15 protein-coding genes and 1 tRNA gene are annotated in these 21,914 nt (G+C 36.3%); 11 read left to right on the top strand and 5 right to left on the bottom strand.

All coding sequences use genetic code 11. From position 1 onward, the window contains the following. Window positions 1-1,061: right-handed parallel beta-helix repeat-containing protein (locus JWP71_RS07650; RefSeq protein ID WP_299498320.1), on the bottom strand; the 1,061-nt coding region annotated here is incomplete at its 3' end. A gap of 289 nt (window positions 1,062-1,350) precedes the next feature. Between JWP71_RS07650 and gmd the strand changes: the two genes are divergently transcribed. The 10 genes from gmd to JWP71_RS07600 all read left to right on the top strand — a co-directional run bounded on the left by gmd (window position 1,351) and on the right by JWP71_RS07600 (window position 15,422). Beyond that, on the top strand, window positions 1,351-2,466 hold the full coding sequence (gene gmd / locus JWP71_RS07645) for a GDP-mannose 4,6-dehydratase (RefSeq protein ID WP_299498319.1): 1,116 nt from the start codon (window positions 1,351-1,353) through the stop codon (window positions 2,464-2,466). A 96-nt stretch (window positions 2,467-2,562) separates the two neighbouring features. Then, window positions 2,563-5,268, top strand: coding sequence for an amino acid adenylation domain-containing protein (locus JWP71_RS07640; protein WP_299498318.1), 2,706 nt, complete (start codon window positions 2,563-2,565; stop codon window positions 5,266-5,268). Window positions 5,269-5,288: 20 nt separating this feature from the next. Continuing rightward, window positions 5,289-5,726, top strand: coding sequence for a GNAT family N-acetyltransferase (locus tag JWP71_RS07635; RefSeq protein WP_299498317.1), 438 nt, complete (start codon window positions 5,289-5,291; stop codon window positions 5,724-5,726). Window positions 5,727-5,902: 176 nt separating this feature from the next. Further along, window positions 5,903-6,706: a polysaccharide biosynthesis/export family protein gene (locus JWP71_RS07630; protein WP_299498316.1), complete on the top strand. Its 804-nt coding sequence runs from the start codon at window positions 5,903-5,905 to the stop codon at window positions 6,704-6,706. A gap of 23 nt (window positions 6,707-6,729) precedes the next feature. After that, the gene (locus tag JWP71_RS07625) at window positions 6,730-9,060 is read left to right on the top strand and encodes a tyrosine-protein kinase family protein (RefSeq protein ID WP_299498315.1); all 2,331 of its coding nucleotides are present in this window, start codon (window positions 6,730-6,732) and stop codon (window positions 9,058-9,060) included. A 97-nt stretch (window positions 9,061-9,157) separates the two neighbouring features. After that, entirely contained in the window at window positions 9,158-10,558 is a 1,401-nt protein-coding gene (locus JWP71_RS07620; RefSeq protein WP_299498314.1) for an MATE family efflux transporter, read from the top strand. A 2-nt stretch (window positions 10,559-10,560) separates the two neighbouring features. Continuing rightward, window positions 10,561-11,814, top strand: a complete 1,254-nt coding sequence (locus JWP71_RS07615) for a hypothetical protein (RefSeq protein ID WP_299498313.1) — start codon at window positions 10,561-10,563, stop codon at window positions 11,812-11,814. A gap of 60 nt (window positions 11,815-11,874) precedes the next feature. Continuing rightward, a complete protein-coding gene (locus JWP71_RS07610; RefSeq protein ID WP_299498312.1) occupies window positions 11,875-13,176 on the top strand; it encodes a glycosyltransferase in 1,302 nt (433 codons plus the stop codon). A gap of 42 nt (window positions 13,177-13,218) precedes the next feature. After that, on the top strand, window positions 13,219-14,106 hold the full coding sequence (locus tag JWP71_RS07605; RefSeq protein WP_299498311.1) for a glycosyltransferase family 2 protein: 888 nt from the start codon (window positions 13,219-13,221) through the stop codon (window positions 14,104-14,106). Window positions 14,107-14,201: 95 nt separating this feature from the next. Further along, window positions 14,202-15,422 carry a glycosyltransferase gene (locus tag JWP71_RS07600; protein WP_299498310.1) on the top strand — a complete coding sequence of 407 codons (1,221 nt, stop codon included), beginning with the start codon at window positions 14,202-14,204 and terminating at the stop codon, window positions 15,420-15,422. A 79-nt stretch (window positions 15,423-15,501) separates the two neighbouring features. Here JWP71_RS07600 and JWP71_RS07595 read toward each other — a convergent pair whose 3' ends face one another. Further along, entirely contained in the window at window positions 15,502-16,596 is a 1,095-nt protein-coding gene (locus JWP71_RS07595; protein ID WP_299498309.1) for a right-handed parallel beta-helix repeat-containing protein, read from the bottom strand. Between the two features lie 918 nt (window positions 16,597-17,514). Between JWP71_RS07595 and JWP71_RS07590 the strand changes: the two genes are divergently transcribed. Then, window positions 17,515-17,865, top strand: a complete 351-nt coding sequence (locus JWP71_RS07590; RefSeq protein WP_299498308.1) for a helix-turn-helix transcriptional regulator — start codon at window positions 17,515-17,517, stop codon at window positions 17,863-17,865. A gap of 62 nt (window positions 17,866-17,927) precedes the next feature. On the opposite strand, the gene JWP71_RS07585 is transcribed toward JWP71_RS07590, so the two are convergent. From JWP71_RS07585 to JWP71_RS07575, 3 genes are all read right to left on the bottom strand, one after another. Further along, the gene (locus JWP71_RS07585) at window positions 17,928-19,316 is read right to left on the bottom strand and encodes an exopolysaccharide biosynthesis polyprenyl glycosylphosphotransferase (protein ID WP_299498307.1); all 1,389 of its coding nucleotides are present in this window, start codon (window positions 19,314-19,316) and stop codon (window positions 17,928-17,930) included. A gap of 7 nt (window positions 19,317-19,323) precedes the next feature. Continuing rightward, window positions 19,324-20,151, bottom strand: coding sequence for a WecB/TagA/CpsF family glycosyltransferase (locus tag JWP71_RS07580; protein WP_299498306.1), 828 nt, complete (start codon window positions 20,149-20,151; stop codon window positions 19,324-19,326). Window positions 20,152-21,741: 1,590 nt separating this feature from the next. Beyond that, window positions 21,742-21,813: transfer RNA gene (locus JWP71_RS07575), tRNA-Glu, on the bottom strand. Between the last annotated feature and the right edge of the window lie 101 nt (window positions 21,814-21,914).

Genomic DNA, 21,914 nt, shown 5'->3' with positions numbered 1-21,914 from the left:
GGTAAAATGTCGGAACTTATTTTTGAGTTCCATATATTATTATCCCATCCTTCAACCACCCCGCAGTTGCCGCCGTTCCATGCCGGGTTTGATGCGCCGTTTGAATTTGTCCAGTTCACCTCATTTCCGCGAACCAGAATTATGGCACATGAACTTTTGTATTGATTCCATACAGATATACCCACATTGGTAAATGTGTTTTTCCTGGCGTAAATTTTATTGTTTAAAACTTGCATATTGGTTCCTCCGGCCACCCCAATACCATATTGCCCGGGGTTAACCAGCACATTGTTTTTAACCAGCTGATAGCTGCCACCCGCGTCGCCCAAAGCTATGCCTCCCCCAGTCTTGCTTGGGCCACCACCTCGTATCCGGTTATTTCTAACCGTCATGGGGCTTGCTGCTGTACCATTGCTCATATATAAACTTATGGCATCTTCTGCATAACTTTTTCCGGCTTCGTTTTCGCATACGTTATTTGCTATTAAGCAGCGTGGGCCATTCACGTTATTAAACTGTACGAATTGACCACGGGGTAACGGGCCGAGCATATTTAAAAACCGGTTATCAGTTATAACAATACCGCCTCCACTGTTCTGCTGAACATATACCCCTGTACTCACATTGGTAATAAAATTATGATCAACAGCAATGTCTTTACATTGATAAAGATGGATCCCGACAGTTGTTGAGTTATATAATTTATTCCCCGTTATGCGAATATTGCTGCAGTTTTTTAAAGTAATGGCCGGAGCGCCGCCACCCGCTATTGCCAGACCGCTTATAGTTATATTATGCTTGTTAGATAAAACAATTGGCCTTGATATACGGTATGTCGGATCATTTTTGGTTGATTTTTTCCTGATATAAAATGAACTGTATGTACTCATACCTTTTCCTCCAGGATCATTATCGTACCCGACATAAAAAAAGCTGAAGAACGTGATAAGCGTAGCGATAACAAGTGGCAAAACATTAGGAATTATATCCGTTTTAACAGCAGCAAACCTGGGCCATTTGCCATAGCCATTACCGCATAATTTCCAATTGGCCGTATTCATTTATTGACGATCAAGTTTTTTTAAAAATCCTTATTGACTTTAACAAATAATATGCCGGCTTGTTGTTTCAATTAAACCAGTTGAAAAGCTGGCAGCACTTGTTGGCAGCCATCATAAGTTAATAACCTGGTATTCAATAACTTTTGAATAATTAGCGATTAAGCCACAACCACGAAAAAAATAAATTACATCAATTTTAAAACAATTGCTTAATTATTAAATTAATCTATATTGAAAAAGTAATTGATTTATCTATTAACTGAAACAATATTTATATTAAATGAAACATATGAAAAAAGTCGCCTTAATTACAGGAATAACCGGCCAGGACGGATCATATTTAGCAGAATTTTTATTAGCAAAAGGCTATATAGTTCACGGCGTTAAACGAAGAAGCTCTTTATTTAATACAGACCGTATTGACCATTTATACCAGGACCCGCATGAACCCGACCTGAATTTTGTGCTACACTTCGGGGATCTATCCGATTCAACAAACCTTATCAGAATCATTCAGCAAACACAACCTGATGAGATCTATAATTTGGGTGCAATGTCGCATGTGAAAGTAAGCTTTGATACACCTGAATATACTGCGAACGTAGACGGAATCGGGACCCTTAGGATATTGGAAGCTGTAAGAATTTTAGGCATGGGAAAGAAAACCAAAATATACCAGGCATCAACTTCCGAATTATATGGCTTGGTACAGGCAGTTCCGCAATGCGAAACAACGCCCTTTTATCCGCGCTCTCCATACGCCGTAGCCAAAATATATGCTTACTGGATAACCGTTAACTATCGTGAATCATACGATCTTTTTGCATGCAACGGCATCTTGTTCAATCATGAAAGCCCACTGCGCGGAGAAACATTTGTAACCCGTAAAATAACCCGTGGGGCCGCAAAAATTGCCATGGGCCTACAAGACAAACTTCATCTGGGTAATCTGGATGCGCAACGCGACTGGGGGCATGCTAAAGATTACGTGGAAGCAATGTGGCTGATATTGCAACAAGAAAAACCCGACGACTTTGTTATAGCCACCGGTGTTACCACTACCGTGCGCGAATTTATCAGGCTTGCATTTGCAGTGTTAGGAATCACAGTAGAATTTAGAGGTGACGGTATTAATGAGGTTGGATATGTAGCCAGTTGCAGCAATCCTGATTATTTGTTGGAAACAGGTAAAATAGTTGTTGCTGTTGACGCTAAATATTTCAGGCCGACTGAGGTTGATCTTTTAATCGGCGACCCTACAAAATGCCAGCAGAAATTAAACTGGCAGCCTAAATATAACTTACAAGACCTTGTTGAAGAAATGGTAAATGCTGATGTTGAGTTGTTTAATAAAGAAAAAATATTAAAAGACTCGGGGTATTTAATCAAAAATCAGTATGAATAGCAATAAGATGTTCTTAAACGAATGACACGCAGTCTATTTATATTGGTCGTAGGATTATTTAAATGTAAAGGTTATACATCTATTAGTAAATAAATCATGAATTATTTTAACGATACTATTGTTCCATACCCTAAAGAAAAAACAATTTTTAGGCTTTTTGAAGAACAGGTGCTGAATACCCCTGAGGCAACCGCTATTCAAAAAGGAGCTAACAAAATTACATATGATGAATTAAATAAATTAGCTAACCGTGTTGCTCATTCTCTGGTAACTGAGGGTGTTTTACCCGAAGATAATATCGGGCTGTTGATATCACGCGATTTTGATATGATAATAGGCATGCTGGCTATAATGAAAGCAGGCGGCGCATATGTGCCTATCGATCCTGAATACCCTGTTGACAGGCAGGAATATATTTTCAATCAGTCAAAGTTAAAAATGGTCATCTCAAACAGCGATTACCCGTTAAAGACCATTATAGGCGGGGAACGATTTTTGAAAATTAATTTCATGAGCCCTGAAGGTTTAAACGAAAACAATCCTTCATTGAATGTTTCTTCAACTCAATTAGCTTATACAATTTATACATCTGGCTCAACCGGCCGGCCCAAAGGGGTAATGATCGAACACCATAGCGTGGTAAATCTTATACAATGGGTTAATACTCAATTTAATATCGGAGCAAAAGACCACCTGTTATTTATTACCTCAATGTGCTTTGACTTATCGGTTTATGATATTTTTGGAATGCTTGCAGTTGGTGGTACAATAATTATAGCCGAGAATAAAGAAATTCAAGATGTACAACTATTGCAAGGCATGCTGATTGATAACAAAATCACTTTTTGGGATTCCGTTCCCACTACTTTAAACTACCTGGTTCAAAACCTTGAACAAGAGCAGCCAAACTATAGGTATGAAGGATTACAAACAATGTTTTTGAGTGGCGACTGGATACCAGTGGATTTGCCTGACAGGGCAAAAAAGTTTTTTCCAAAAGCTCAATTTGTAAGCCTGGGTGGCGCGACCGAAGCAACCATTTGGTCGAACTTTTATGTGGTAAAAGATACGAACCCAGGATGGCGAAGTATCCCTTATGGTAAACCCCTTAACAATAATTTTTTCTATATACTGGATGAGCAGCTGCAAAATGTCCCCGTGGGCGAAAGCGGAGATCTGTATATCGGGGGTGCAGGTGTGGCGCGTGGTTATGCTAATGATCCTGAAAAAACTAATGCCGCCTTTATTCCTGACCCGTTTAATACAGATTTAGGCGGAAGGATGTACCGCACAGGAGATACCGGCAGGATGATGCCCGATTTTAATATGGAATTTTTGGGCCGTAAGGATAACCAGGTAAAAATTAATGGCTTCAGAGTTGAACTGGGCGAAATAGAGAATGTGTTAAATAAAAGTAATTTAGTTAGAGGCGCGGTTGTATTAGCAAAAAAAGCACCTGATGGCAATAAGCGGCTAATGGGTTATGTTGTGCCTGATGGAAAATTTGAAAAGGAACAGATAATTACCTACTTAAAAGCTAAACTTCCTGATTATATGGTTCCGGCCATGTGGATGGAAATAGACAAAATGCCCCTTAATTCGAATGGTAAAATAGACAGAAATGCTTTGCCGGATTTTACAGAGAATTTATTGCACAAAAAAGGCTTTTTACCGCCCGAAACCGCGACAGAAAAAATATTAGCGGCTATTTGGCAAGAGTGCATGAACCTGAATAGCGTAAGCGTTGATGATAATTTTTTTGCGCTTGGCGGGCATTCGCTTATGGCAATACAAGTTTTATCAAAACTAGAAAAAAAGCTGGGGCAGAGTTTTCAGCTGGCTATTCTCTTTAAACATCCCAGCATCCGCTCGTTAGCAAATTTTATTGATAACGACAAAAAAGAAACAACCTATACATGTTTGGTACCCATTAAGCCAACTGGAACCAAACCCCCGTTGTATATTATACACGGAGAGGGATTGAATGTGCTTAATTTTAGCAGCCTGGCCGCTGTAATGGATAAAGACCGGCCTGTTTTCGGGTTACAGGCAGCAGGACTGAACGGGATTGACGAACCGCTGGATAACTTGCCTGATATTGCAAAATTCTATCTCAACGAAATTATTCGGCATAATCCTTTAGGGCCATATCTTTTAGCAGGTTATTCATTTGGCGGCTATGTTGCACTGGAAATACGTAAACAAATGGCCACCATGGGCAAAGAAGTAGAAAAACTGATAATGTTTGATACTGATGCCGAAAAATCAGAATATAAAGATTGGTATTACATTTTGCCTAAAAAGGTTAAAAGGAACATGCCTGTTTTATTATCGTTTTTAAAGTCGTCAATACTTCATCCCATCGCGAATTTTAAAAATCAAAATAAAAATTCTTCATCCGGGTTTTTAGCAAAATATTTCTTAAAAAAGGAAACCAGGAATTTTTATCAGCTTATTAAAAAGATAAAAGACAAGCATTTATATGCTTTCAGGAACTATAAAATGGAGCCTTTTGATGGTGAGGTTTACCTGTTTAAAGCAAAAATATGCGTGCATTATGTTTATGATAATGAGTTTTTGGGGTGGAAAAAGTATGCGCTGAGAGGTGTTAAACTATATGATGTACCCGGCGATCACTTAACTATGATCCTGCAGCCAAACGTTGACGTGTTTGCCGCAATTTTGGGCGATGCTTTAGATAACAAGGCACAAAACCGGGAAAATAAAGGTGCATATGGTGCTTATAAAAATAATGAAACTATTGAAAAACAAATTAAACTGCCGCTTAAAAGTACGGCCTGAAATGTTAATATTTTATAAAAATGGTAGTACCTGTAACAATAGAAAATCTGGGTGATTGCGTATCAGCTTTTTTAAAAGCCTATAACGGGCCGCCGTGGAATTACAACTGGACGTATGAGAAAGCGAAACAATATCTTTCTGAATATATGGGATGCAGCCAATTTGTTGGTTTTGTTTTGTATGACGAAGAACAGGTAGTGGGCGCAACTTTTGGCCATACTAAAACCTGGTGGACGGATAAACAATTTATGATTGATGAATTTTTCATCGCAGGTGAAAAGCAACGAATGGGTTATGGTAAAAAACTGATAGGCTTTTGCGACCAATATGCAAAGGAAAATCAAACCGGCTCGATAATGCTTATGACGAACCGCTATATGCCTTCATATGGATTTTATGACAAGGCTGGCTATACCACAACCGAACAATACATTTTTATGTTTAAACAACTATTATGAAACAATATGATAAAGAACCTGCTTACCTGAAAACACATTAAAAAAAACTATTTCCGGGATATAGTTTTTTTAACCGTTAAGGATTTGATTTTTTTGGCTTACTGCCCGACTTAATTTTATAGCGTTACCTACCCGAAACTAACGGCCTATTAAACGTCGGCATACTTTAAATTATTATGAAAAACAACATCACGTTAATTACTTTATTGGCACTTTCTCTGCTTATTTCCTCCTGTAGTGTATTTAAAGACCAGGGATATAAAAACGTATCGTACTTTCAAAACTTGGATCATACCGGTTTTCACGAAGAAAAAATTAACAACTATACCCCCTTTAAAATCCAGTCTGGTGATATTTTGGGGATAAATGTAAATAGCAGTATCAACCAGGAAGCGGCTTCAGTGTTTAATACCAGCACTAACCGCCTTGCCGGAGCAAACCCCGATGCTATAAATCCTGTTTATGGTTTTAAGGTAGATGCGAACGGCAATGTGCAGTTGCCATTGGTGGGCAATATGAAGGTTGTCGGAATGACTACCGATGAGGCAGCTAAAGTGCTGACGGTAAATCTGCTAACCTATCTTAAAAGCCCGATAGTAAATATTCGCATTTTAAATTTTAAGATCTCGGTTTTTGGTGATGTGTTAAGGCCCAATGTATACAACATTCAGAATGAGCGGATAAATATTACCGAAGCCATAAGCCTTGCCGGGGATCTGAACATCACCGCGAACAGAAAAAATGTTTTGCTGGTGCGAGAAGAAGAAGGCAAACGAATGTACTTTAATATAGATCTGACTAAAAAAACCCTATTTGATTCGCCCTATTATTATTTACATAATAATGATGTTATATATATAGATCCCGATAAAACTAAATATGATTCTGTTAGCCGAAACTATAAGCGTGCTACTTTAGGCCTTACCGCACTTTCAATTGCCGCGGTTGTGCTTTCGGCATTCTTTGTATATCATCGCTAAATTTCCACTATTCATTTAAAATTATGATTAATCAATCGATAGCTAATAATAAATACCCTCAAACCAATGATAATAATGATGTTATTAATTTGAGGACATTGCTTGCCAGGTATGGCAATTATTGGCCGCTATTTGCCTTTTCCTTTGCTATTGCAATAGCAGGTGCACTTTTTTATCATAAATATGTGCCTCCTACCTATGAAATTATGGCTACTCTTGAAATTCAGGATATTAAGGACAACTCCCCTGCTGAGAAAACATCATTAGTCGATTTCCAGCAACTAGACCAGGTGAATGCGCCAAAAGTAGTAGAAAATGAAATGGAGATATTAAAATCAAACCAGATCATAAAACAAGTTGTTGATTATTTCCAGCTATGGGCCAATTATAAAATAAAACGCGGCCTTTTGAAAGATTGGGATATATATGGCATAAGCCCTATCAAAATAAATTTGTTAAACTATTCTACACCAATTACACCGCAAAAACTCCAATTCAAAATTATTGATACAAATACGTATATTCTCACGGGCGATAAAAATGACCATGTAAAACATCATTTTGGCGATGTCATGACTGATAAAATAGGCTCCTGGAGTATTACAGCAAATAATAATATTAAACATTACGTTAACAGCGTTGTCGAGGTGGGAATAAAAGACCCGGAGACAACCATTTTAAATTATCAGAATTCGTTAAAGATAGAGGCGCAGCAAAAGCCGGCCACTGTTATCAATATTTCCGTTAACGATTACAATGTTGAAAGAGGCGAAGATTTTATAAACCACCTGATCTATTTTTACAGGCAAGCTGAAGTCACCGAAAAAAACAGGATCGCAAAAAACACACTTCAATTTATTGATAACAGGCTTGATTCGCTTTCAGGGCAGCTTAATAATGCTGAGAGCAAAATAGAGGGGTACCGCAGTCAAAATGAATTAACTGATGTCAATGCACAATCGCAGATATACCTGCAACAGATGCAACAGAATGGTGAAAAATTGAATGATATTAATACCCAACTAAACATTATTTATAAAATAGAAGATTATTTAAACCAATCAGGTAATAACAGCAGCGTTCCATCAACATTGGGCATTACAGATCAGCACCTTGTTGATCTGGTGCAAAAGCTATCAGACGTACAACTGGAGCGGAACAGGCTGCTTGCTACATTGCCCGAAAAAAATCCGGCGTTCGAGCCATTGAACAATCAAATTGCCGCGCTTAAAGCTGCCATTAAAGAAAATATAAAAAACATAAAATCCTCAATGCTTACTACCCGGCAATCACTACAGGGTTTTAAATCAACTGTTCAATCTTCAATAAAAAATGTCCCAGTGCAAGAACATCAACTGGCCGGGATGGGGCGCCAGCAATCAAACAAAACAGCTTTATATAATTATTTACTGCAGCAGCGCGAGCAAATATCATTAACTTATGCTTCAGCAGCTTCAAATGTTCGTTTAGTTGATGCTGCTCATATACTTCCGTTAAAAACTTCAAAAAAATACATTCCGTTTGGAATAGCCTTTTTGTTTGGCTTACTTTTCCCGGTAGGGTTTATTCACGGAAAAGACATTATAAAAAACGCGGTTAACAGCCGCAAAGAAATTGAGCAAAATACCGGCGTTACTGTTCTTGCCGAATTTAGCTTTTTGCGCCTGGCATCGCCTATCATCTTTAATGATAAAAATAATAAGGACAATTTTATATTGATCGAACAATTTAGGCATTTACGTTCACGGCTAACTTCGCTCAATCCGCCGGGTTCAAAAAGTGCGGCAACCCTCATAACCTCAAGCGTGGCGAACGAAGGAAAGAGCTTTATTAGCAGCAACCTTGCGGTAGCTCTGGCAAATGCTTCTAAAAAAACCGTTTTGCTTGAAATGGATATCTATAAACCCAAAATCAGTAAAATATTTGATTTGCCCGGTACACCGGGATTAACTGATTATCTAAAGGGGAAAGTGGACATACAAAAGGTTGTGCAAAATTGCGATCAGTACCCCAATCTTTCAATTATTTCAAGTGGCGAGTTTATTGATGATTTTTCTGAGCTTCTGGACCAGGAATTATTTAGAAACCTGGTTGAAAAATTAAAAGCAGAATATGACCATGTACTATTTGACACACCTCCCGTCCATTCTATTAACGATGCTATTACACTTGCCAAACATTGTTGTAACACTCTTTACGTGGTTCGTTATAACCATACCTCAAAAACCTTATTTCCTTTTATTCAAAAACTGCATGCAGAAGAATTGCTTCCTAAAATGAACATCATATTTAACGGTTTAACTGGTGGCAGGGACAGCGAAGGATTCAAATATGAAAACTACTATAAAAAATAAAAATGTAAAACGTTGTCTGCTTAATTTCCGGTTTCCTTAAACATAGGAATGGTAGTTGTTTGAATTATAGGAGCGATGATGAAATAAATTATATACAGTGATAAAATTAAAAAAATATATCAACTCATTAATTAAGGGGAGTAAGGAAAGGACAACAAAGGTAAATTTCAATATCGCTGTTTCTTTTCTTTTAAAAGCGGTAAGCATTATAATTGCGTTCCTTACCATTTCATTTTCGCTAAAACTGCTTGATACGAATAAGTATGGTGTCTGGCTCGCTATTTCCTCGACAGTCGGCTGGATCAGTATATTGGATATTGGTTTAGCTAACGGGCTAAGAAATAAGATAGCTGAATATTTGGCTGTAAAAAATTATAAGGAGGCTAAAATTGCTGTATCATCAACATACGCTATTTTGATGATTATAATGATTCCTATCTTGTTGCTATTTGGCATTTTTTTAAAATTTGCCCATTGGAACTCCATATTTAATACAAAACTTGATGAAAAAGAATTGACATTAACTATAGCTGCTGTTTTCATCGGGCTGCTGCTGCAATTTTTTTTAAAGCCGATTTCTTCTATTCTGCAGGGCGATCAAAAAATTTATAAATCAAACCTCATCCTATTGATATGTAACTTTGTCCCCCTTATTCCCATTATCTTCTTTAGCAAATATTTGCATGGTTCAATGTTCGCGCTGGCCCTGGCCCAAACCATACTGCCTGTATTTGTGCTACTGATTTATACAATTATATTATTTCATACTGAATATGCACGTATCAGACCGTCATTCAAACATATAAACCTGACTAAGAGCAAATCGTTGTTCGGGCTAAGTTTCGCCTTCTTTATAGTACAAATAGCCGGCGTTTTCCTTTACTCGACTACAGAGCTGATCATAACCCGTGAATTTGGCGGATCAGACGTTACATTGTTCAACCTTTTATTTAAATATTTCTCAACAGCGGGCTTAATCCTCAGCATTATCCTGAACACCTACTGGAGCGCGTTTACCAATGCGTTCGCGCTGAATGACTTTATCTGGATTATGGCCAGTATTAAAAAACTGGTCAGGATAGCCGGCCTTTTTTTAGCCGTTATAGTTTTGCAGCAATTGTTAATTGTACCCGTGTTTAAATTATGGGTGGGCGAAAAAATACATGTACCATTTATGCTTAGTTTAACAATGGTTGTTTATTTCAGCGTAAATCTGTTCACTTCGATCTATTCAATAGTATTAAATGGTACCGGCAGAGTAAAAATGCAGGCGATTGTCTCTATCACAACCGCAATTTTACATGTGCCCGTGGTGCTGTTTTTTATCCGGTATTTTCATTGGGGACTAAACTCACTGGTATACTCCAGTATTCTGTGGTCGCTTATTCAGGTTTTTGTATGGAAATGGGAAATTACTTGTGTATTAAAAGCAGAACGGAAATTGCCAAAGGAAGAGTTAATAAACCCCGAATTAGTTTTTGAAACAAAACAAAATTAGGTATGTATTACTTCGTCACTTTACTTTTTGTTATTCTTTCAGCAAAGGCCTCGTTTTTTGACGTTACCAATATGTGCTGGGTTATAATTGATATAATTTTTTTGTGGGTTGGTTTTAAAAAAGCACGGTTCCATAAAAGCGATGTAGAATTATTCGGAAAATTTTCGCTGATATATATTACCTTTTGCACCCTACGGTCGGTCTTCTTAATTCATTTACCGGCCAGTTATTACCTTAATGATGTTCTATTCCTGTTTAAATATGTCTTCACCAGTTTTCTTTTTTGCGCGGTTTTAAGGGATCAGGCAATATACTACCTCACCAAAGTAATTTTTCAACTCGCAATTCTTTCTTTGCCGCTATACTGTTTACAGCTAGTAGCCGGCGACGCGGTTTATGCTCTGGGGAAAGCTATCAACTTACCTGATCCACACTTTAGCGGGTATGTTAATTTTTTAATTTTCACGTATGTAAAACTCCACCATATCCGCAATTCTGGTTTTTCATGGGAACCCGGTGCATTTGGTTTCTTTTTAAACCTGGGGCTCTTAATGCATTTGGTAACCAATAATTTTAATTTTGATAAACGTGCCAAATGGATAATGTTGGCTATAGTTACCACACTGTCAACAACCACTTATGTAGCTTTTGCCTTCATAATATTATTATATTTTAGGGGAAGAGGCGTAAAATTTATTACTGTGTTTTTTTTTATCGGGCCAATACTTTGTGTTTTGGCATCAATGATGCCTTTTATGTTTGATAAGATAGTGGCAACTTATAATAACGATTTGGATGATATGAAAAATATCCAAACACTAAGCGACTGGTATATTCAGCGGGGAGAAACAATGCCATTAAACAGGTTTGCCAGTATCTTGTACCTGGCCGGGGTATTTGGTTATAATCTGATCTGGGGTGTATCTAATATTTACAATGAAACTATACCGCTCATCAAACACTTAAACTTGTCAAATGGCATATTCGCGTTTATGGCACAGTTTGGCGGAATCGGTTTATGCTTTTTGATGTATAGATGCTACCTTTTTTTCAAAAAAAATACGTGCAGCATCGAGTTGAGTATCTACAGTATAATGGTTATTCTTATTTCCGGGTTTGGCGAAGGCATTTTCGTAACCTCGATAATTCTTTGCTTTTTGTTTTTATATCATTATTCCGTGCCCTGGTTTACCAACCGCGAAGTTGAATTTGATCCTGTCGGGCCAAGAAACTCTAAAATGGTTATAGCTGAATAAAATAAATGTACATTATGGTGGATGATGAAAAGCCACCATAATCAATTAAATAAAATTAATATGAAAGTTTTATGGTTTTCTTTATCACCCGGTTTAAGTGACGGTTATTTAAATAATAATTATGAAGGTATAGGTTGGATAAAATCGCTTGAAAAAAACATTCAAAATAAAGTCGATCTTTCAATAGCATTCTATCATCATAAAAAAGTAGCGCCATTTAAATTGGGAGCTACCACTTATTACCCAATTGAAATGTATAGAAATGGCAACTTAACCAAAATTCAACGGCGATTGTTAAACGCCATTGAAACTGAACACGATATACAGTTGCTTTTAGAGGTTATAAAAGAAGTTAAACCCGATCTTATCCATATACACGGAACCGAGGGCGCTTTTGGTTTGGTTCAAAAATATAATGATATTCCTACGGTGGTTTCAATCCAGGGAACTATTACGGTTTACCAGTATAAATTCTTTTCAAAAATTTCCTGGTTTGATGTAATGAAGTACTCAAAACTTAAAAACATCCTTTTCTCCAGAACATTTATACATGTTTATAAGCTATTTAAAAAAATGGCGGCAAGAGAGCAGGATATCTATAGAAATTCAAACCATTTTATAGGCCGTACCGCGTGGGATAGACGAGTAACAAAGGTTTTGGCTCCCTCTGCAAGGTACTACCACAATGATGAAATTTTACGAAACGGATTTTATACCAATAAATGGTCATTTAAACCTGCTGCTAAACTGCAATTGTTTACTACTATATGGGGGAATATCTACAAAGGGTTAGAAACCTTATTGGATTGCGCCAGCTTGCTTGATAATATTAATCTTGACTACGAATGGCACGTTGCAGGCATAAGGTTAAATGATGAGATTGTGCAAATAGCATCAAAGGGCAATAAGCACCCGGTGTCAGCAAATATTAAATTTGGGGGAATGATAAGCGAACAAAAATTGATTGAGGGCTTACTACATTCACACATATATATCGCCACTTCGCATATAGAGAATAGCCCTAACAGCTTATGCGAGGCTTTAATTTTGGGTGTACCATGTATTGCTACCAATGCTGGTGGAACCGGTAGCCTAATGGAAGACAACAAGGAAGGTATTTTAATACAGGATGGAGATCCGTATGCCATGGCCGGTGCAATTATGGAGTTGCAGGATAACTATGATAAAGCAATTGGTTTTGGTGCAAAGGCATGTGAACGTGCCCTGCTAAGGCATGACCAGGAAAAAATAACCAATGATCTGTTATCGATTTACAGAACAATTTTAGAAAAGCCCCATACATTTTCACCCTTAACTTTTACAGATGCTGAAAAGAAGAAAGTTATAGCTGCAAACAATTAAGATATTTTAAAGTATATAAAAATAGTACCCTAAAATAATAACATGAAAATAGCCGCGCTAAGTTGCTCATATAATAGAGTAAAAACAACGAGCAGATTTTTAGAAAGTATTGTTAACCAGGAAATTCCGGACGGTTGCACGCTGGATGTATATCTTTTAGACGATAATTCACCTGATGGAACAGGCGAATATGTTAAATCTTTCTTTCCCACTGTTCGTATCGAAAAAGGGTCGGGCGCTTTATTTTGGGCCGGCGGAATGCGTACTCTTTGGAAAAGGGTAATGGCTAAGGAAGATTATGACTTCTTTTTATTGCTTAATGATGATGTTGTGCTCAAGCCGGATGCAGTTAAAAATTTGATGGCGGCCCGCAGCTTATCAAATTATAAAGAAAATATAATAATGGGTACCGTTTTAGACGGATCTTCGCAGTATATAACTTATGGCGGCTTAAAGCTAACCAATAAAATTACAGGAAACGCCGTATTCCTGAGGCCCGATAATACAAAACTGCAGGCTTGCGAAATTGGCAATGCCAATATTATGCTGGTTGATAAGGCAACTGTAAAAAAGATAGGCATTTTATCAGAATTATACACTCATGGGATAGCCGATTATGATTATACATTAACTGGTATAAAAAATGGCGTTAAGGCTTGGGTTGCCCCGGGATATTACGGTTGTTGTGATAACGACCATATAATGACCTGGCTGCCGCATGGAACACCTTTAAAAAAGCGGGTGGAATATTTATATAGTCCCAAAGGTTTGGGGTATAAACAATTTTTACGTTATACCTGGGAACATTTTCCCTTGTCATTGCCTATAATTTTTGTTAAGCTTTGGGTAAAAACATTGTTCCCGCTTTTGTATGATAGGTACAAAAAGAACATACTGTTATCTAAAAACAAAACTTACCAACATAGCTAAATTTCATTCCCTTTAACTTAAATTCATCGGCCTATAACTGTGCTGAACGAAGAAAATATATTTCGGCATACGATGATAAAAAGCCTTCAGCCAAAATGAAAATATTGATCATACACACCGACTTACCCGCCTATTGGAAGCGAAGGATCATCTATTTAAGGAATTTTCTAGCCACATATAATATTGAGTTTTACACCGTTGAGCTTTTTGGCAAAGGTTCGCCCTACGAGTTTGACCTATATAACAAAACTGAAACATGTTGGGATTGTCTTTTCCCGGATAATAGTAACCAGCAACTTACAAAATATCAAATAAGGGACAAAGTATTTTCGAAGCTGGATGAAATTAAGCCAGATGTAGTTATTGCAGGATCAATAGTTTTTTACTCGGGTGCCCTTGCGTTGAGATGGGCGAAAAAAAACAAACGGAAATTTATAATGTTTGACGATGCAAAGGCTACTGATGTAAAGAGAAATATTTTAGTTCAGGGGATCAAAAATTTAATTACCCGACAGATAGATGCTTTGTGGTTACCATCAATCGATTATGAAGAAGGATATGCAGCACTGCTAAATAAAAAAAAGATACATTTCTTTTACGGATACGATTGTATAGACAATGAGCATTTTAAATATAAAGGCGAAAAGACATTTGATAAACAAACAATTATTTGTGTGGCAAGGCTGGTGCCGATAAAAAATATTGAAAATTTATTAAAGGCCTGGCGCGTTGTTGAAGAAAACAACCATAACTACAGGCTGTTAATAATTGGTGACGGCCCTTTGCTTAACGAATTAAAAGAAATCGCCGAATTAAATCTGTTGAAAAAAGTTAGTTTTTTGGGCGCCATGCCAAACGAAGAAGTGCTTAAATACCTGCATGGATCTGATGCATTAATTTTGTCTAGCTGGGCCGAAAGCTGGGGCCTGGTTGTAAATGAGGCCATGGCAGCCGGTTTACCAATATTATTAAGCAATAAAGTGAATGCGGCAGGTTCATTGTTAAAAGAGGGGCTCAATGGGTATGGTTTCAGTCCGGGAAATGTATCAGAAATGCAGCAAAAGATTGTTGATTTTATCGAGTTACCAGAAACTGCCAAAAAACAAATGTCGGTTAATTCATTAAAAATAATAAACACAATGGATTTTGAAAATATGGGTCGCGAACTATACACAACATTAAACTGGCTTGCACCGCGGCCCAACAATAAACCCGGGCTGCTTGCTTTGCTGCTGATCAACTTATGGTACGGACGTTACAATACTGCGGGTTGGGATAAAGCGGAAGACCTAATTGATAAACGATTATTTAGATAAAATTATTTCAAAATATTATCCAATAAAAAAGGCCGTTAAGTTATTAACGGCCTTTTTTATTGGATAAATATATTATTATCTACAGCATAGTTATTATGGTTGCAGGAAGTATGGCCGCTGTAATATTGGCCCCCCAAATATTAGTGCTCCAGCCAATGATCGTGCCGCAATTACCACCATCCCAGTTTGAATTTTGATAGCCGCCCGCAGCAGTAAAGTTTACCACGTTACCGCTAATTGTTGTAATGGAGCATCCGCTGGTTGAAGCATATTGATTCCATGCAAATGTACCGACATTAGTGAAAGGTGCCTGCGCGGCATATATTTGATTGTTTAAAATTGACATTACAGTACCGGCCGCTATAGCTATCCCGTATTGGCCCGAATTCACTAAAATATTCTCAGAAGCTGTTTGATAGCTGCCACCGCCGTCGCCCAACGCTATACCACCACCGGTTTTACTAGGGCCACCGCCCCTTATCCAGTTATAGGCAATAGTTATGGGGCTTGCAGAAGTACCGTTACTTTGAAAAATATTTATGGCATCTTCTGGATTACTTGACCCTAATATGTTCTCGAACTTATTTGACATTATTTTGTTCCCTGCTCCATAGCATGAAACAAATTGAACAAATTGTCCGCGTGGATATGGCCCCTGCATATTTAACATTTGATTATTGGTTATATATATCCCTGTACTTGTTGAAGCAAAAATGCCGCTCGCCACGTTATTAAAATAACAGTTGTCGATAGTAACATTTGTACAGTTATATAGATATACACCTACAGCGCTAACATTTGTACCGTTAACAAAGCGAGAGGCTGTAATATGTACATTAACGCAGTTTTTAAGCGATATTGCCGGCCCTGAACCTGCAGTAATTGAAAGGCCGCTGATGGTGATATTATTAACACCTGTATAAGAAATGGGCTCAGAGGTTTTGTAGGTAGCCGCCGCACCTGATATAGCATTAACAGTGGTTTGGGGCAATGTTGTTTGAGTGCTAGTACTTACCGGCGTTATTGCTGTTGCATCTTGTTGGCTTTTTTGAAGGACGCTTGCCGGCTTGGCTCCTGTATCTTTCTGGCAAGATGAAAATGCTAAAACAGATAATATAAACACTGAACTGAATAAACCCTGGGCTTTCTTTGTAAGAGTATTTCTTAACTTCATTTTAATAAATTAATTTAATGGTTTTGTATTCTTGTATATTAATTAGGAAATTTTGTATAGTTTAAGAGACGCTTAAAAAGAATATTTATTGTTGAATGCAAATATTTTTCTATTAAATAAAATTTATATTTATTATTTTCTCGTCAGTTATTATTAATTATTTAAAAGTTTTAACGCTGTTTACGACGAAAATAGAAAAAAGTTACAGGGATATTAATTTATAAATAAAAAAAGTAACTCTATCTTTAAAAAATCACATTCGAAAAATAAATTTTGGTACGATTTTTATTCAGCCATGCCATTTTTTTATTTTGCTTAAAATGAAATTTGGTATGATTTTTATGCAGGGCTTTTTTATATAACATTCTCATTGTTAAGCGTTATAGATAAAAAGAATCGTTTATTTGAGGATATTGGTGAAAGATTAAGGAGGATATGGATAGGTGTTAATAAGGTAAGGCTGGGAAATGTAGTGAGGATTGGCGTCAATAAGGATGTATAGCTATTAAGCCTTTATTTAAAATTTCCATTATAAAGCTTCAAAATATTATAATAAATTTCTTTAAATTATAATATATCTTATATTAGTTAAATATTCTATCGTATATTTGTTATTTATTAGAGGATATAAGTTTGTGCATGCCTTTATAAATCAAGGAGAAATTAAACCCATAATAGAAAATAATGAGCCGTCCAAATAGGGAGGGATTGGAAATTATTTATTACATTTGTTAAATTTTATATAAAAAATCCATATGATAAATATATTAAATACTATTGATTAATTTAAGAAACCAAAGGTTACTTCAGGAAATTTCCAGAGTAGCACTATAGTTTCAAATTTAAGTTAATGGTTTTTTAATTTAGTAATTATTAGTGATTTAAACAATGCATTCCTGCATAGAGCGATAATCAAAGATGTTTGAAATTGGTAAAAGAATAAAAACCCTGCGTCAGCAAAGAGGTTGGTCACAAGGTGATATTGCCGAATTATTGAATATTTCGGTACCCGCATTTTCTAAAATTGAATCGGATGTTACAGATGTAAATATTTCCAGGCTAAATCAAATCGCCGAAACGTTTGGCGTTCGTGTGATTGATTTAATTTCAACCCAGGTTGAGCCAAGTCAATCATTGCTGGATGAGTTAAAAGAAGCTAAAGATACAATAGTCGCACAAAGCGCAAAGATTAATCACTTACAGGAATATATAATAACACTTTACGAACAGTTGCAAAAAAAACAAGCGCAAGACATAATAACTGGTTAATTATATCTTGCGTGTGTCATTGGTATCCGCCCGGCTGCATGTTCTTATCTTATTGATTGGTCTCAATACGCATTTTTATCACCTTTAAAGGTAGATGAAAGCGTCTGCAATACAATCCGCATATCGAGCCAAAAATTCCAGTTTTTAATATACCAAAGGTCATGTTCAACCCTTTGTATCAACTGTTCATCAACTTTAATTTCCCCCCTGTACCCATTTATCTGCGCCCAGCCTGTTAGGCCCGGCTTAATAGAATGACGTTGCATATAACTGCCATGTAAACGAGAATAATCCTCTGTATGCTTTAACATGTGCGGTCTTGACCCCACTACCGACATATCACCTGCAAGCACATTAAAAAACTGTGGGAACTCATCAAGATTAGTACGCCTTAAAAATTTACCGACGCGTGTATAACGCCCATCGTTTTCAGTTACCTGCTTAATATCAGCATCGTCACTAACTTTTAGGCTCCTGAATTTGAGGCATAGAAATGGCCGGTTGTTTTTACCTGTACGATATTGCTTAAAAAATACCGGCCCTTCCGATTCCATTTTGATCAGTACGGCGATAATCGGTATAAGCCAGGATAGGATAAACACGATCACTAAAGAACTAAAGATAATATCAAAAGAACGTTTTTGCAGTTGGCCCGAAATTTCTGCCAGAGGTTCAGGGTTAAGCGAAATAATAGGTATATTATTGTCATTATTGTCAAATTCAAAACTATACTTATATTTTGAATGTGTACTAAAATGAGGCGCGAACTTAAATTTTATAAAATTATTCTGAGCATCATCGGCCAGCGAGTAAAGCTCATGCATTTTATCAGGCGAGATAACCGAATATATCTCTGAAATATTATTATTCTTTGCGTAGGTTAAACAATCATTGATCTTACCAAGCCACGAATATTTACTGTTAAAGTTATTCTCGTTATCGCCAAAAAAACCTTTGATCTCATAAAAAATTTGCTTTTTTTCAAGCTGTTCAATCAAAGGCGACGCATGCATTGCATTACCAATTATAACGACCCGTTTTCTGAAGATGCCCGTCTTTTCAATAAATTTAACAATACACATCATGGCCATCCGGCTTATAAGTAAAAACAGCCCGAACCATATTACATCAAGCAGAACAAAGTTTATTGTATCTACCAAAAAATTCAGGTCAAAAAACAACCAGGTAGTGAGTGCGAAAAATAGATAAGTTATAAATGTATGATTAAGCAATTCTTTTAACATGTATATTTTGTTATGGGTATAGATGCCAGCAACGTGAGAGCAAATAAGCCATCCCATATTATTAAACACAATTAGCAATGTATAATAATGAGCCTGGATATTCATCATATTATCCATATGCGCTATTAAAATTAAATGGATAACATTAAAAACAAAAAGGTCAACAAACAAAAAGGAGAACTTGGCTGGGGCATGTTTGGGTTTCATATCGTAATTAATCTAAGGTTGTATGGGATGATATACATTTTGCATCAGAAGTTAACGGCCGCATGGTTATACTCCGTGCAGCATGAGGCGAATAGTGTATTAAACTGTGGTTTGTCTTAAGTTTTTCCTGAATTAGTCTGTAAGCGAAAACAGGCCCATAGATCAGATATCTTTTATATAGTCTTCTTGGTTCGGCTACCATACGGCCCATCCACTCAAGGCCAAGACTTATCCATACTTTATTTGGCCTTTTCACCGTGCCGGCATAAAAATTAAATACGGCACCTATTGAGCATATATATTTAGCATTTAATTCCTTTTTGTTGGTAATGGCCCATTTCTCTTGCTTTGGCGCAGTCATTCCGATAAATAACACATCAGGATTTACTTCATTAACCCTGGCAATCATTTCCTGATTTTGCTCATAGGTAAATCTCTTGACAAATGGAGGTGAGTAAAAATGCCCTTTAATATGAGGATATTCCTTTTTTAATCTTTTTTCTATCTTTTCAAGCGTGCCGACTGATGAGCCCAGGTAAAAGCAGGACCCTTTTTTTTCATTTAATTCTTTTAATAGATAATTATGTAAATCGGCGCCGGTAACTCTTCTGAGCAAAGATCCGTTTAAAAATTTAGCTGCAGCAACAATGCCTATGCCATCAGGTAGCAGTATGTCCGAATTTTTTAAGGCACTTTTAAAATCGTCGTCCTGCTCGGCCATGCAATAAGAGTATTGATTGATTGTATTTATAACTGTTTTATGATTTGTGGTTAGTTTTTCAAGGTTGTCTGCAAATACTTCGTATCCCAAACAGTTGCAAGTAGTGTTAAACATTATTGTAATTTTTTGTGAGTTGTATTTTTTTAACTGCAGAATAATATTTTATTTTTTAAAATTTAATTTCGGTTCTTTATACTATAAAATACTTTTAAAGAATAATTAATTAAACTTCAACTTTAAATAATTTCTTCGCAATGGCAAATGCAAAAAATAAGCCAAGCACAGATTAGTGATATGATTTTTATACAACTTGTTGATAATCAAAATAATAAATTTTAATGTAAAATAATCCAAAGGTACAGACAATAGAAAAAAATTTATCCTAAGTAGACATTGTGTAGTGAATTACTGTTTAAAGTTTATTTGATATGTTTTTGATTAAAATGTTTTCACAAAATATTATTATTAACAATCAAACAATGATGTTGCACGAATTAAAAGAGAAGTGAGGTGTAAGAATATAACCTTTAAAATTTAATACTGTATCCTGCCACAATACAAGACTGTTGGTAATACTGCACTATATACTATGAGAAGTACAAAATAGCTGGTGTACTGTTATTTAAGCCGGATAAGGCGAGGATTTGACAAAATTCTATACTTACTGCTAATGCAGGGGTAATTTCTTGCAAAGTAGCGGAAACCTGATTTATTCCCATTCATCGGGCGGATCAGTATAAAGCATAAATGTAATCCAGGAAAAAACTCCAAAAACAATTAATATTATAATGGTTATAGTAGTATAAAACCATAGAGCCAACCCTGTAATTATAAGTATTAGGGTTAATAGTCCCGCCCTGAATAATGCTTTTAACATATCGAGATACAATAACAATAGGTTAAATATAATTAATATTTCACAAATCAGCCGACAATAATTTTATTGGGCATTTCTTTTTTTCACTGTTCGGCAAGCTTTTTGTTATCTCAACCATATTCAAAAAATAATGCTAATGTGGCGGGTTTGATGAGCATGTTGTACCGGTTTTACATCAATCCAGGCCAATACAGAAAATAAATAATTTGTTAAGATTTTAAAATATCTTGAAATGAAAAACACTCAAATTGTAAATTGCTATTGCTTTAACCCTTTGTGTAAAAGCACTATTTTTGGATCAAAAGAGAATATTGCTGTTCGCATACCTCTATCTCGTATATTATCAGAGTCAATACATTGTAAAGAGTGTAATTCCGAATTAATCTCAAAAACAACCTTGGAGCTTAAACAACAGATAGATCACTGTCTGCTTAAGCATACATCGGTAGAACTAAAAGAAAATACCAAAGAAAAGGTTTTCACCCTTCTATAAGCAAGCGCTGAATAGTTGCTTGGTTCCTTTCACCATCCACAGAAATATACAAATAAATAGTAATCTTGCCTTTGACTTAAATTCAAAGAAGGGTTTATCCCTTAAAAGCTTTGGTTTAAAGATGTAGTTATTAACGACCTTTTTCAGGTGTTTCAAACACTTTGAATGCCACAATCCAGTTTGAGGTAATGATTAAAGTCATTGATAAAATTGGCTTTCACCGACTTGCCGAATTACTATACACCATTTGGTGAATAAAATGGCGATTATCGAAAAAAAGAAAGCTGCAAATCAAGGATTTACAGCTTTCTGAATGATTTGACATCGATTTTTGTAGCCCGTAGGGGAATCGAACCCCTGTTTCTAGAATGAAAATCTAACGTCCTAACCCCTAGACGAACGGGCCATTTTAGGGCGTTTATTCCCTTATTTTGGGATTGCAAAGATATACCTTTAATGATAAATTAAAAATATTCTTTCAAAAAAATGTGCTTATTACTTTCAAAC

Source organism: Mucilaginibacter sp. (assembly GCF_028287845.1).
Taxonomy (GTDB): domain Bacteria; phylum Bacteroidota; class Bacteroidia; order Sphingobacteriales; family Sphingobacteriaceae; genus Mucilaginibacter.
The sequence above is the reverse complement of the archived record's forward strand: the minus strand, read 5'-3'. Positions and strand labels throughout refer to the sequence as shown.

Coding starts and splice junctions, on each gene's coding strand:
- gmd (WP_299498319.1), top strand. CDS start 1,351: ATGAAAAAAGTCGCCTTAATTACAGGAATAACCGGCCAGGACGGATCA.
- JWP71_RS07640 (WP_299498318.1), top strand. CDS start 2,563: ATGAATTATTTTAACGATACTATTGTTCCATACCCTAAAGAAAAAACA.
- JWP71_RS07635 (WP_299498317.1), top strand. CDS start 5,289: ATGGTAGTACCTGTAACAATAGAAAATCTGGGTGATTGCGTATCAGCT.
- JWP71_RS07630 (WP_299498316.1), top strand. CDS start 5,903: ATGAAAAACAACATCACGTTAATTACTTTATTGGCACTTTCTCTGCTT.
- JWP71_RS07625 (WP_299498315.1), top strand. CDS start 6,730: ATGATTAATCAATCGATAGCTAATAATAAATACCCTCAAACCAATGAT.
- JWP71_RS07615 (WP_299498313.1), top strand. CDS start 10,561: ATGTATTACTTCGTCACTTTACTTTTTGTTATTCTTTCAGCAAAGGCC.
- JWP71_RS07610 (WP_299498312.1), top strand. CDS start 11,875: ATGAAAGTTTTATGGTTTTCTTTATCACCCGGTTTAAGTGACGGTTAT.
- JWP71_RS07605 (WP_299498311.1), top strand. CDS start 13,219: ATGAAAATAGCCGCGCTAAGTTGCTCATATAATAGAGTAAAAACAACG.
- JWP71_RS07600 (WP_299498310.1), top strand. CDS start 14,202: ATGAAAATATTGATCATACACACCGACTTACCCGCCTATTGGAAGCGA.
- JWP71_RS07595 (WP_299498309.1), bottom strand. CDS start 16,596: ATGAAGTTAAGAAATACTCTTACAAAGAAAGCCCAGGGTTTATTCAGT.
- JWP71_RS07590 (WP_299498308.1), top strand. CDS start 17,515: ATGTTTGAAATTGGTAAAAGAATAAAAACCCTGCGTCAGCAAAGAGGT.
- JWP71_RS07585 (WP_299498307.1), bottom strand. CDS start 19,316: ATGAAACCCAAACATGCCCCAGCCAAGTTCTCCTTTTTGTTTGTTGAC.
- JWP71_RS07580 (WP_299498306.1), bottom strand. CDS start 20,151: ATGTTTAACACTACTTGCAACTGTTTGGGATACGAAGTATTTGCAGAC.